13 protein-coding genes are annotated in these 12956 nt (G+C 46.4%); 1 reads left to right on the forward strand and 12 read right to left on the reverse strand.

Annotation, left to right across the window (positions count from 1 at the left end):
• Nucleotides 1-4: 4 nt before the first annotated feature.
• From sigF to AC0QUU_RS13470, 12 genes are all read right to left on the reverse strand, one after another.
• Complete coding sequence (gene sigF, locus AC0QUU_RS13415; protein WP_474543398.1) at nt 5-721, reverse strand: RNA polymerase sporulation sigma factor SigF; 717 nt, start codon at nt 719-721, stop codon at nt 5-7.
• Nucleotides 700-1155, reverse strand: coding sequence for an anti-sigma F factor (spoIIAB, locus tag AC0QUU_RS13420; RefSeq protein ID WP_474543399.1), 456 nt, complete (start codon nt 1153-1155; stop codon nt 700-702). The genes sigF and spoIIAB overlap by 22 nt, the downstream gene beginning before the upstream one ends.
• Nucleotides 1152-1466, reverse strand: coding sequence for an STAS domain-containing protein (locus AC0QUU_RS13425; protein WP_474545589.1), 315 nt, complete (start codon nt 1464-1466; stop codon nt 1152-1154). The genes spoIIAB and AC0QUU_RS13425 overlap by 4 nt, the downstream gene beginning before the upstream one ends.
• 160 nt (nt 1467-1626) lie before the next feature.
• Nucleotides 1627-2985 (reverse strand): tetratricopeptide repeat protein, encoded by a 1359-nt coding sequence (locus AC0QUU_RS13430; RefSeq protein WP_474543400.1) that lies wholly within the window; start codon nt 2983-2985, stop codon nt 1627-1629.
• A 30-nt stretch (nt 2986-3015) separates the two neighbouring features.
• A complete protein-coding gene (locus AC0QUU_RS13435; protein ID WP_474543401.1) occupies nt 3016-3150 on the reverse strand; it encodes a hypothetical protein in 135 nt (44 codons plus the stop codon).
• Complete coding sequence (locus AC0QUU_RS13440; protein ID WP_474543402.1) at nt 3126-4433, reverse strand: bifunctional folylpolyglutamate synthase/dihydrofolate synthase; 1308 nt, start codon at nt 4431-4433, stop codon at nt 3126-3128. Before AC0QUU_RS13440 ends, AC0QUU_RS13435 begins: the two co-directional genes overlap by 25 nt.
• Complete coding sequence (locus tag AC0QUU_RS13445) at nt 4430-6646, reverse strand: LTA synthase family protein (protein WP_474543403.1); 2217 nt, start codon at nt 6644-6646, stop codon at nt 4430-4432. The genes AC0QUU_RS13440 and AC0QUU_RS13445 overlap by 4 nt, the downstream gene beginning before the upstream one ends.
• A gap of 45 nt (nt 6647-6691) precedes the next feature.
• Nucleotides 6692-9340: a valine--tRNA ligase gene (locus AC0QUU_RS13450; protein WP_474543404.1), complete on the reverse strand. Its 2649-nt coding sequence runs from the start codon at nt 9338-9340 to the stop codon at nt 6692-6694.
• A 528-nt stretch (nt 9341-9868) separates the two neighbouring features.
• A complete protein-coding gene (locus AC0QUU_RS13455) occupies nt 9869-10150 on the reverse strand; it encodes a hypothetical protein (RefSeq protein WP_474543405.1) in 282 nt (93 codons plus the stop codon).
• 20 nt (nt 10151-10170) lie between these two features.
• Nucleotides 10171-10710, reverse strand: coding sequence for a hypothetical protein (locus AC0QUU_RS13460; RefSeq protein WP_474543406.1), 540 nt, complete (start codon nt 10708-10710; stop codon nt 10171-10173).
• Between the two features lie 62 nt (nt 10711-10772).
• Nucleotides 10773-11255: a hypothetical protein gene (locus AC0QUU_RS13465; protein ID WP_474543407.1), complete on the reverse strand. Its 483-nt coding sequence runs from the start codon at nt 11253-11255 to the stop codon at nt 10773-10775.
• 262 nt (nt 11256-11517) lie between these two features.
• A complete protein-coding gene (locus AC0QUU_RS13470) occupies nt 11518-12309 on the reverse strand; it encodes a glucosaminidase domain-containing protein (RefSeq protein ID WP_474543408.1) in 792 nt (263 codons plus the stop codon).
• A gap of 167 nt (nt 12310-12476) precedes the next feature.
• On the opposite strand from AC0QUU_RS13470, the gene AC0QUU_RS13475 reads away from it, so the two are divergent.
• Nucleotides 12477-12953, forward strand: a complete 477-nt coding sequence (locus AC0QUU_RS13475) for a DUF6512 family protein (RefSeq protein ID WP_474545590.1) — start codon at nt 12477-12479, stop codon at nt 12951-12953.
• Nucleotides 12954-12956 lie beyond the last annotated feature (3 nt).

A 12956-nucleotide genomic window follows, 5' to 3' on the forward strand; every position in this document is an offset into this window, starting at 1 on the left:
GTGCTCAGATGCTCATTTTCCGCATATTTTCAAGTATTTTTTTCTCAAGCCTTGACACCTGCACCTGTGAGATTCCCATAAGTTTTCCCACGTCAGTCTGGGTTTTATCTGCGAAATATCTCAGATAAATCAGCCGGCGTTCTTCCGGATTCAGCGTCTCAAGCAGCTGTCCCAGCAGCATTCGGTCAAGAATTTTGTCCTCCTTTTTATCTTTTTCTTCAATTTTGTCCAGAAGCTGTATCTCACTGCCCTCTTTCTGATGAATGGGCCGGTAAATAGATTCCACCTCGCTTCCGGCCTCCATTGCCTGCACAATTTCCTCTTTCTCAATTCCCAGCTCACAGGACAGCTCTTCCAGCGTAGGCTCTCTTCCAAGTCTGTCCGTCAGTTTTTCCCTTGCCTGAAGGCTTCTGTAGGAAAGTTCCTTCAGAGACCGGCTGACCTTGATCATACCGTCGTCTCTCAAAAAACGCTTGATCTCTCCGGATATCATGGGCACCGCGTAGGTAGAAAACTTCACATCATAAGACAGATCAAACTTGTCAATGGCTTTCAGAAGACCGATACATCCGATCTGAAAGAGATCTTCAGTCTCTGTTCCCCTGCCGCAGAACCTTCTGACAACGCACCAGATCAGACCGATATTTTCTTCCACAAGCTGTTCTCTCGCTTCTTTATCTCCATCGTGCGATCTCCTGATTAAAGCGATTGTGTGGTCCATATCTCCCTTCCTTTTCCAATGGCCTTCTGCATTTTTACTGTCGTTCCTTTCCCCGGTTCGGACTCCACTTCTACCTGATCCATAAAAGCTTCCATAAAGGCAAACCCCATACCGGAGCGTTCCTGTTCCGGTCTGGTAGTAAACATGGGACGCATCGCCTCCTCTATGTTTTCAATGCCCCTGCCTGTATCACTGACCTCAACGAAAAAAATATTTTCCCGTATCCGGCAGCGGATATGTATCTTCTTTACCTCCTGGTCATATCCGTGAATAATGGCATTCGTCACAGCTTCCGAAACAGCCGTCTTCACATCAGCCACCTCCTCTACCGTAGGATTGAGCTGTGTCATAAATGCGGCAACTGTCACCCGGGCAAACCCTTCATTCTCCGATCTGCTGTCAAATCTGATCTCCATTTCATTCGTATTTTTCATACCTCATCCTCCTCATATATCTGCATAATTTTCGTCACACCTGACAATGTCAGTATTTTTTTGATTCTCGCATTTGCATGCACTGCCCAGACCTCTCCTCCGATCAGGCAGATCGTTTTATATCTTCCCATAATTACCCCTATTCCGGAACTGTCCATAAAATCCGTCTTCTCAAAATCAAAAATAATATATTTAATATGATTTCTGTCGATAACCGCATCCGCTTCCCGCTTCATCTCTTCCGCGTTATGATGATCCACTTCACGCGGCAGATAAATTGTCAGACAGTTCTCCTGAACCTGATATTTCATCATACTCCTCCTCATGAAATCTGATAAGGGTCTGCCCCCTTCGCACAGAATTGTGCAAAAATAAAGGATGTGCCATTCTGCACATCCTCTTCTTTAGTAATTTTCTGTCTTTATTCTTTATTTTTCTCTTTTTTAATATTGTCTGATCTATTTGAGTATTTTATTGTCCGCTGCTGCCGTCTCCGGTGTCTCCGCTGTCGGATGAGCCCTTAGTGGTCTGCAGGTTGTCAGAAGCTTCGTCCGCATACTGCGAATTCCCGTATTCATCCACTACTCTCTGGAAATAGGTTGCCGCATTTTCATTGTCTCCGCTGCCCATATAGGCTTCTCCCAGCCGGAAGAGCGCTTCGCCGTTATTATAGCCGGCATCCATTCTCACGACCTTGGAAAGAGCAGTAATCGCATCTTCATAGTTTTCGGCATCCAAAGCATTCCTGCCTTCCGACATCCTGTTTTCACAGGCTCTGGGATAAATTGTATCTGTCAGGTCATCATACTGGGCTTTCCCGTTATCTCCAAGATTATCTCTTGAAATACTGAGCAGGGAATCGGCCAGAGTGTTGGATTCATACGCGCCCGATCTGTATTCTTCCATAACTGCCATAAGATTCTCATAACTGTCAATAGTATTGGCCGCCTTCTGGGCGTCCGCCTCGGCGCTTTCACTTTCCGCGCGATAGTTATCCAGAGTTCTGGTCTGGGCGCTGATCTGAGCTTCCAGGGAATCAATCTGCTGACTGTATTCCCTTATCTGATTATTCAGACGCTCTGACCGGGACTGATTAACCGCCGGAGCTACCAGGAACCAGATAATTGCCGCGCCGATGGCCGCACCGATAAAAATATTTGCGACAGCAAGATGCGATGCCATTGATTTGACCGTAGAATGTTTCGGCTGAATAATTGTCTCATTGCCCAGACTATATTCCACAGCATCATCTTTTTTCTTTTTCTCAATTCTGCGGCCTCTGCCTCTTCTGGCCGTCATTTCATGCATATACCTTAACGTAGTCTCGTTTGCCGTATCAATTCTCCGCGCCGCGCGCAGCACCTGCCTTGCGCGGGAATACTGCTCCGTACGAAGATAAAGCAGAGCCAGCAGCTGATGAGCCTTCAAAAATGAAGGATGAGAAGTAATCACCTGTTTCAGCTGAATAATTGCCAGGTCTTCTCCGTTCTGGCGGCAGTATCCGATGCACTGGTTATATTTTTTTACAGCCTGATTAATCGTCTCAAGCTCATTTGCGGAGGCCTGTACTTCTTTAATAAAATAATTGGCTATGTTGTCTCTCGGACGCAGATTTTTACTGATAATCCACTCTACCAGAGCTTCCGCGACTTCTCCTGTTCCATAATATACAAGTCCCAGAAGATTTCTCGCCGCGATATTTTCCCTGTTAAACTGCAGGCTTATCCTGAGTGACTTTGCTGCCCCTGACATATCGCGGATCTGCGCCTTTCTCAGTCCATCATTATACCAGTAATTGGACTGGTATACGATCTTCTTCGCGTAATCCATTTATACTCACCACAATCTTTCTGACAAAAGTCATTTCTTCTGATCCATGACTTGTTTCAGAAGATCTGTCATATCCGACAGATCCTCCTGGTAAACAGCTTCCTCTATCTCTTCCACTTCGAGGCTGGGTTTGAATTTTTTCAGTTCTTCCTCATAGTTGAGCATCTGTATTCCTCCTGAATCAGTTCCTTTATCATCCCCGCCAGATACAGAGAACCAAGGCAGTAAACTCTGCGTTCTCCCCGGTGCGCCAGTATATAATGAAGCGCGTCTTTTACATTCTCTGTAACAATAACGGGTTTATCCGTGTATCTTTCAAACAGCCGGCCCAGCTCTTCTGCCTGAGCGGCCCTTCTGTCCGCAATCAGCGTTACCACATAAAAATCAGCCTGAACGTTCCGGCACAGACAGGATATCATATCCTCATAATCCTTGTCCTTCACCGCGGAAAACAGAATCACTCTGCCCCTGACGTCCGGCAGCACACTGGCCGCAAACGCTTCCACAGCGCTTACATTATGGGCCCCGTCCACATAGACATCCGGAAGGACTTCTTCCATCCGGCCTGCCCACTTTACGCCGGACAGCGCCTCTCTCCATATATCCGGATGTCCCGAATCTCCAAAGAGAATCCGCATGACTTCCAGGGCAAGCATGGCATTGGCCGGCTGATAAGTCCCGATATTATTCAATTTCCACGTGGTATTTCCATAATAAGCATTTGAACAGGAAAATGCAATATGTTTGTCCTCAATTCTGAGAATTTCGTACGCATCTTTCCCGATTTTTTTACACAAACTTCCGCGTTTTTCCGCGGTTCTTTCAATAACACCATCACTATCAGGAGATGTCTCCGCAAAAAGGACAGGAACTCCCGGCTTAATAATTCCGGCCTTCTCCCCCGCGATCTGCTCCGGCGTGCGCCCCAGATATTCCATGTGATCCATGCCGATAGAAGTGATCACTGAGGCCAGCGGCCGCTCTACTGTATTTGTGGCGTCAAGCCGGCCTCCCATTCCTGTTTCCAGCACAGCATATTCCACCCCGGCTTCCGCAAATGCAGCTGCCGCCATAGCAAACAGGAACTCAAAAAAAGTCGGATGAGGGAGTCCCGCCTCTTCCATGCGCCTTACACAGGAAAGTGTCTTCTCAAAAATAAAGGCAAACGCATCATCGCTGATGGAACGGCCGTCAATGACAATGCGTTCATTCATCTTCACAAGATGGGGCGAAGTAAAAAGCCCGGTCCGTTTTCCTTCTGAACGGAGCATAGCATCCAGGTAAGCGCACACGGAGCCCTTACCGTTTGTACCGGCCACATGGATAACTTTAACCGCCTCCTGAGGATCACCCAGAAGGCGAAGAAGAGTTTTTGTGTGTACGGCGTCATTTTTTCTGGTAAACTTCGGAATATCCAGAATATATGTTACTGCTTCTTCATATGTCATTCTTCCTGATCGTCCTCACTCACAAACGCCTGTCTTCCGTTTTCCACGGCGTTTTCATCTTCCGGCAGCTCAGTCAGAGTTCCGGCCTGGTATTCATACGTCTTTGAAGTCCGGAATATAGTATTACTTGACCCTACCTGCGCCACCATTATCGTATCGCCGTCTTCCAGATCCGTCTCCGTCAGATCCAGTCTGGTATTGTTCATAAACGTAGTGTCCTGTTTTTCTCCGTTAATATATACTTTACTCTGTTTCGTAAAGTTCTCCCCGTAAATGCTGCAGGTGCCGTCCAGCTGCTCCAGCACCTCCGAGATCTCTGCGTCTTTCACTCCCATTACCATGTGACCTTCTGTAATGGGGCTTCCGCTTTCCTCATATACATACTGCTTTCCATACATAATGTCATACTGAAGCAGTTCCAGATCTGAAAGATAATTCTTTGTTTCCTGCCGCTGCTGATGATAATTAAAGACAGTTCCCGAATGAATATCCAGACGGTCAAACACATCTGCCACCAGCTGATATGCGGCAATATTTCCATCTTCTTTTTCAAGACCTATATTATCCCAGATTACATAATTTGTATTATAAAGATATCTGCTCTTAAGATCCTTTGCCTCAAGATTCATCGTGGGCAGATGATCTCCGTAGAAAACAACTACTGTAGGCTCATCTCTTTCTTCCACAGCCTCAATCAGATCACCGGCAAACTGATCCATTTCATAGACAAGATTAACATAGTATTCCCATGCATTGCGCTCACCTTCATCTTCAACACCGCTGACTTTGATCTTCGGATTATCCAGTACCTTTTCTGTAGGGTATTCTCCGTGTCCTTCCACGCTGATGGTAAATACAAAATCCTGCCCTTCTGTTGTGTCCATAGATTCCATAATATTCGGTACAAGAATGTCATCTGTCGCCCAGCCTTTCGGAGTTGTCTGAAGAATATTCATAAATTCCTTGCTGGTATAGTGGTCAAATCCCATATTGTTGAATACCTGTGCCCGGCTGTAGAAATTTCCGCCGTTATTATGAAGGGCTTCCGCTCCGTAACCGAATTCTTCCAGAGCTGTAGCCGCGCTTTCCAGCACATTATTTTTCACATATGTTTTATACGGATATTCTCCCGGCCCGAAAAAGCGCATACTCATTCCTGTAAGCACTTCAAATTCTGTATTGGCGGTTCCTGCCCCTACAGATGGCACCTTAAAATATCCCGATGAATATCCGGAAAACAGTTTCCGCAGGTTCGGAATCGGATCTTCGGAGAATTTCAGCCACTCTACTTCCGTAGGATCGAAGAAAGACTCCAGCTGCACAATGATGATATTAGGCATCTCTTCTTCCGTTCTGCCGGAACTGCTCTGAGTAATTGTCCCGTTGTTGCTGATCTCTGCCATCGTTTCCTCACTGTAGCCTGCCGGCTTATTAATTCCTGTATTAAACAGACTGGCCGAGAAACAGTAGGGAAACCCATAATCTTCATATGCAAATGCAATATTTCCGAAATAATTGGAAATCACTCGCTTATCAATCGCCTCGTTGGTCAGGAATATGCAGAGCGCAAATGACAGCACGCTTCCCGCAAGAGCAATAATCCGATGCATCTTTCCCGTGTACTGTCCGCCTCTTCTCCACATGGAAACAACCCACAGAACAACAGCCACAATTCCGATAATCAGCAGTACCAGTTCTACCGGGCTGAAGTAATTGCCTGTCAGCTCCAGCGCGTCCGAAAGCACTTTCAGATCCTGAGCATTAAAAGGCGTTACTCTCTTTAGCAGAAGGTATCCGTTGCATGTGCCCAGGAAGATCCAGAACACACTGATAAGGATTCTCGCAAAAACCCTGCGCCGCACCAGATACACAAGTGTAAATGTAGCAAATATAAGGAACGAATTATACAAAAATACAAGCGGTGTCTCTGCCAGATAGTCCCATGCCTGAAAAAGGGAATGTCTGGAAATCAATTCAATTAAGAAATTGATCACACAGGCAAGCAGAAAATGAAGCGGAAGAGACAGCCGGTTCATCCACTTGTAAACCGGCCTCATCTTCCTGGAAAACGCACTGTTCTGCCGTTCTTCCAGGATTTTCTTTCGCCGTTCCCTTTTTTGTTCAAAATGCCGTTTTATATCTTCTTTTTTCAGATTTCTGACCTTAACAAAGAATCCCTTTATATCGGGTTTTCTGATCTGAATGCGTTTCATTTACATCCCCTTTTCTTTCTACACGGCAGGCAGTGGTTCAACGGTCTACTTTCTGAGTCCTGCCATTCTTTCTTTCACCTGCGCAAGCATCTGCGTATATTTTTCCAGTTTGTCCCGTTCTTCCTGAACCTTTGCTTCAGGCGCGCGGCTTACAAACCTTTCGTTTGCCAGCATTCCCTGAGCACGTTTGATTTCGCTGTTCAGTCTCTTTTCTTCCTGTTCCAGTCTGTTTCTTTCCTGCTCAAAATCCACCAGATCTTCAAGCGGCAGATAAACTACCGCGTCCGGCACTACAACAGAGACTGCGTTATCATCCACATCCTGTTTTGTCCGCTGAACAATGATCTCTCCTGCCGACATCAACGGCATGATGGATTCTTTGAACGTCTCAATGCCGGTACAGATATCATTATCCTCACTTACAATGTATACTTTTGTTTTTCTGTTATTCGGCACATTCATTTCGGCACGAATATTGCGGATTCCCTTTGTCATCGCTTTTACGCGTTCCATAATCTTCTCCGCGGCAGGGAATACCCTGTCTTCCCGGAATACCGGCCAGCCGGACATCATCAGAGACTCTTCGTCCGGCACAAGAGCGCTGTAGATCTCTTCCGTAATAAACGGCATAAAGGGATGAAGAAGTTTTAAGGCCTGAGCCAGTACAGTCTTCAATGTCCAGAGCGCGCAGTTTGCCGCTTCCGGATTTTCCTCTGCATGGTAAATCCGGTATTTCGCCAGTTCCACATACCAGTCGCAGAACTCATCCCATATAAAGTCATATACTTTCTGTACCGCAATGCCCAGCTCGTATTTGTCCATATTCTCGGTCACGTCTTTTGCAAGCGTGTTCACCCCGGACAAAATCCAGCGGTCAGCCGGCTGCAACAGAGAGTCTTCCGGCTCCTCTATGGTATCGTCTTTCATATTCATCAGAATGAAACGGGACGCGTTCCATACTTTATTGGCAAAATTTCTGCTTGCCTCTACTCTCTCATTGTAGAAGCGCATATCATTGCCCGGCGCGTTTCCGGTAACAAGAGTAAGCCGCAGTGCGTCCGCGCCGTACTTGTCAATAATCTCCAGCGGATCAATACCGTTTCCAAGAGATTTGCTCATCTTCCGTCCCTGGGAATCTCTTACCAGACCGTGAATCAGAACCGTATGGAACGGTGATTTTCCGGTGTGCTCATATCCGGAGAATACCATGCGGATAACCCAGAAGAAAATGATATCATATCCTGTCACAAGCACGTCTGTAGGATAGAAATAATCCAGATCTTCTGTCTTATCCGGCCATCCCAGTGTAGAGAACGGCCACAGCGCCGATGAAAACCATGTGTCCAGTGTATCCTCATCCTGTGTAAAATGCGTGTAGCCACACTTCGGGCACTTCTCCGGCGCATGGCGGTCAACAACAATCTCGCCGCACTCATCGCAGTAGTATGCCGGAATTCTGTGTCCCCACCAGATCTGACGGGAAATACACCAGTCTTTAATATTTTCCAGCCAGTGAAGATAAATCTTGTCAAACCGGTCCGGCACAAACTTCAGCTCTCCTGTTTTCAGGGCGTTGATCGCCGGCTTTGCCAGTTCATCCATCTTTACAAACCACTGCTGTTTGATCAGCGGTTCTACTGTTGTGCCGCAGCGGTCATGGGTTCCCACCGCATGAGTGTGAGGAACAACCTTTACAAGATATCCCTGCTCTTCCAGATCTTTTACAATCGCTCTTCTCGCCTCATAACGGTCCATTCCCGCGTATTTTCCGCCTTTTTCATTGATTGTGGCGTCATCATTCATAATATTGATTTCTTCCAGATTGTGGCGCTTGCCTACTTCAAAGTCATTCGGGTCGTGAGCCGGCGTAATCTTTACAGCTCCGGTTCCGAATTCCTTATCCACATAATAATCCGCTACAATCGGAATTTCCCGGCCTGCCAGAGGCAGGATTACATTTTTCCCTACAATATCTTTGTATCTCTCATCATCCGGATGCACCGCAATCGCCGTATCTCCCAGCATGGTTTCCGGACGTGTAGTGGCAATCTCAAGGAACCGGTCTGTTCCCACGATGGGATATTTGATGTGCCAGAAATGTCCTTCCTGTTCTTCATGCTCTACCTCGGCATCCGAAAGAGATGTATTACATTTCGGACACCAGTTAATAATTCTGGATCCCTTGTAAATATATCCTTTCTTATAAAGGTTAATAAAGACCTCTTCAACCGCTTTCGAGCAGCCTTCATCCATTGTAAAGCGCTCTCTGTCCCAGTCGCAGGATACGCCCAGCTTCTTCAGCTGTCCCTCAATCGTTCCTGCATACTCTTCCTTCCACTGCCAGGTTCTCTTAAGGAATCCTTCCCGCCCCAGCTCCTTCTTGTCAATGCCTTCCTCTTTCAGCTGGTTTGTCACCTTAACTTCTGTAGAAATCGCCGCATGGTCTGTTCCCGGAACCCAGAGGGCGTTGTATCCTTCCATTCTCTTGTAACGGATCAGAATATCCTGCAGCGTATTATCAAGCGCATGCCCCATATGAAGCTTTCCTGTAATATTCGGAGGAGGCATAACCGTGGTAAACGGTTTTCTGCTGCGGTCCACTTCTGCATGGAAATACTTATTCTCGCACCATTTGTCATACAGTTTTTCTTCGATCGCTTTCGGATCATAAGTCTTTGCTAATTCTTTGCTCATTTCCTTCTCTCCTTGCGTCTCCCTCATTGTCTCATTTTACTTTTCTCTCATGTCTGCCGCGGACTTTTCCCCGGCATTCCCTGTCTGGCTCAGATCCGGCGTTCACGGAATTTTCACAAAAAAGAAACGCCCTTTACAAAATGTAAAGGGCGAAAACTCCGCGGTACCACCTTATTTCATACATTTTCCGGTCCGGCAGGACATGCCTCCCGCAGAAAATATATCTCCTTTGGTTCTGTAACGCGAACCACTACGGGACAGCCTATCTGCATCCTTCCAGAATACCTTTCAGCCATCCGGTTTAAAAGCTACCTTCCACTGTCCTTTTTCGAAACCGCCTCTCAGCCGGACATATACGAAAAACCGTCCGGGCAGTTCTCTCTGCCGGAAGTAACAGTGTACTCCTCTTTCTCGACACCTTTTACATTGTTACAATAGTATTAACTAAAAATTAACTATGAATACTATAGTCGGAAGATGCCGATTTGTCAAGCAATTTAAAGAATCTTAAGAATAGCCGTTCCTGAATCAGATACGCTGTTTCTTCCTTGCAGCCGCAATACATACAGCCAGGGAGCCCCCTGCTGCCGCGGTCCAGATCAGAACATTCCCTGTATCTCCGGTCTGAACATTTTTCTGTTCTGAAGTTCGGTCTTCTCCTGCATCTGTCCCGGAATGTTCATTCTGCTCTTCTTCTCCGACAACCAGATAAACGGCAGTCTGAGCATCCGTCTCAGATGCCCGGACTGTCCGAAGGGAGGATACGGTGCCTGCAAGAATCAGAGCCAGCGACACGGCTGCTATTCTCATACCCCGGTATTTCTTCATAACTATTTATCTGTCAGAGAAATGGAATAATTAATCACACCCGAATAATTACCCGGTTCAATGCTTTCATAATTTAAAGCCCGGATTCTTCTGTTCTGGGTTCCCCAGTTACTGCCTTCCCAGGATACGATCTCATCGCCGATCTCATATCTTCCACCCGCCATGGCATCTGAATAATAAATCTCATAAGATGCCTCCTGAAGATTTCTGCTGTCCCATACAGCAAACTTATTCAGTTCTGTCGGATATCCTGCGCTTTCGATTACAACAGATACTTTCTTTCCGTCAGGAATAAAGTTTTCATGATTTTCAAGGTTCATTGAAAATGACAGATTCTGCGCGTCTTTTGAAAGTATTACTGTTGCCGGAACGTCTACGGTATATGTCGGAACAACTTCTTCCTCTTTTTCAAGTACAATTTCCTGCTGAACTTCCTGATCCGGAGTTATCTCACTTACTGTTGCCGCCATAACTGTCTGGCCTGCCATCAGAGTTCCTAATACTGCCACTGCTGCCAGTGACATCACTTTTCTAAGTTTCATAACTTTTTTCTCCTTTCTGCGAATTACTTTATATCAATATCCCGTTGGATACAGATACCCTTTTACTCTGTCACGTGAAGTGTCGTTTTGACATTTCCACCATTCATGTTTTCCTGAGTATCAAGTGATTTTGTCGCAATTGCAATACTCATCTCATAATCTCCGGGTTCAATCGCCGTTGTCAGATCAAATCCCCTGATCGCGTCTCCGGGCTTCACCCATTCACTTTCATAAATCGGATCGCCGCCGTCCAGACTGATGCTGAACTGAAAATAGCAGGGATTCGTTTCAGGATTTGTCAGTACAATCGGTATATCCTCCCGACCTGCATCTATCGTAATCTCCGGATATCCCGGGAAGCGAATGGACTCCTGTTCTTCCGGAGTATCCCCCTCTTCCTCATATCCTTCCGCACTTTTATCAAGAGTTACTCCCTGCGAATCATCAATGCGGTCTCCTTTCCTGCTCAGTATGGTCCCTATACCAACTCCGGCGCAGAGAACCATCAATATAATAATTCCTGTAATCAGATATTTTTTCTTCAAGATCCGAACCTCTCTTTCTTTGTAGAAGTATAAAACAGGATTTGTAAGCTTTTAATAAAGCTCATGTTAAAACTCTGTTATTTTCCGGTCCTGTTCAATCGGACGGACATAGCTCCCCCTGTCTGAATTGAGCGATACGCCCGGCAAATGCCCGCTCATACAGCCGTGACAGCTGCTTGCCGGATGTATCGCGCAAAAAAAGCAGAGAAGCCTGATAACTCTCTGCTTTTCAATAAATTTACAATTTTAAGCCGGAAATAATTTATCCTGTCATATCCTGAATCATTCCTACAATATCATAACCGTAATTATCTCCGGTAGCCCATCCCAGACCTTCCGGATTTTCCTGCTGGCCCAGCCATTCCACATATGGAGCCGAACCTTTTTTTACATAGGAATACCTGTCGTCCACACACTCATGCTCCAGTGCGTCTGCAGTGGCATATGCTTTCAGATGCTGAATCTGAGCGCGAATCCCGGTACGCACATCCGGATAGGAATTTCCCGGCACTCCGTTTCCCGTTGTGCCGATCCCCGCGAAATTAAACTGTTCAATTGAAGCATCGCCTCCATACTGGAGAAACCCCGTCTCCTTCATGGTCTGGGCAAACGCCACTTCCGCACGTACCCCCTCGGCTTCTGCTTCCTCATAATACATCTGGCAGAATGTCTCTATGGTATCTGCCCCTCCCTCGGAAAGTTCTTTTTCCGGATAAGTTTCCCCGGAGGACTGAAAATAATCTACCATCTGCTGTACAGTCACATCACTCTCGCCCAGAATGGGATACTGCCCTTCTGCCGAGGTTTCCTCTGCTTCAGACGCTGCTTTTTCTGCCAGACGGTTCTCCTCGGCCGCCTTTTCGCTCACATCTTCCAGGCTGTCCTTTTCTTCTGTCTGTACTCTCTCCGCCGAAGGATCACTCCCTGCCGCCCCGGATTCCAGAAGACCGGCTCTGCCTGCCAGGGTAAGGGTAAGGACGAGAAGCATGGCAAGTCCCGCCTCCATATACAGTCTGGTCCGTTTTTTATTTTTCAGTTTTTTCTTTATATCCAATCACATCACCTCCCGGAAGAGCTTTCAGAAAAATGGTGCTGTTCTTCCCTCCCACAGTACGTACAGCGGGTATATTTACAGTATATTCACATATAATACATCAATATACAAGAAAAATCTATCAAAGTTATATCGGGGGTTTTATGGAGATAAGAATAAAGAAATATATGATTTCAGGAATTGTATTTACATCAGCTGCGGGAATACTGTCCCATTTTTTGTATCAATGGTCCGGGAAAAATCCTCTTCTTGCACTTATTTCCCCGGTTAACGAATCCACATGGGAACACATGAAACTGATATTCTTCCCCATGCTGCTATTCTCGCTTTTTGCGTCCACGCGTCTGAAAGAAGCCGCGCCCTCGCTGACCGGCGCGCTCATTCTCGGAAATCTTCTGGGAACTCTGAGCATTCCGATACTATTTTACACATACACGGGCATAACCGGACAGAATTTCTTCATTGCCGATCTTGCCGTTTTCTTCACAGCAGTTCTTACTGCATGGGGCGCTGCATGGAAACTGCGGGACTCCGCAAAAGTCTTCCGCTGCCGCATTCTTCTCCGCAGTCTGGCTGTCCTTATGTGCCTTTTGTTCTTCATCTTCACTTTTCGCGTACCGGGTCTTCCTCTGTTCCATGCATGAAAC

This window comes from Mediterraneibacter sp. HA8405 (assembly GCF_056148955.1).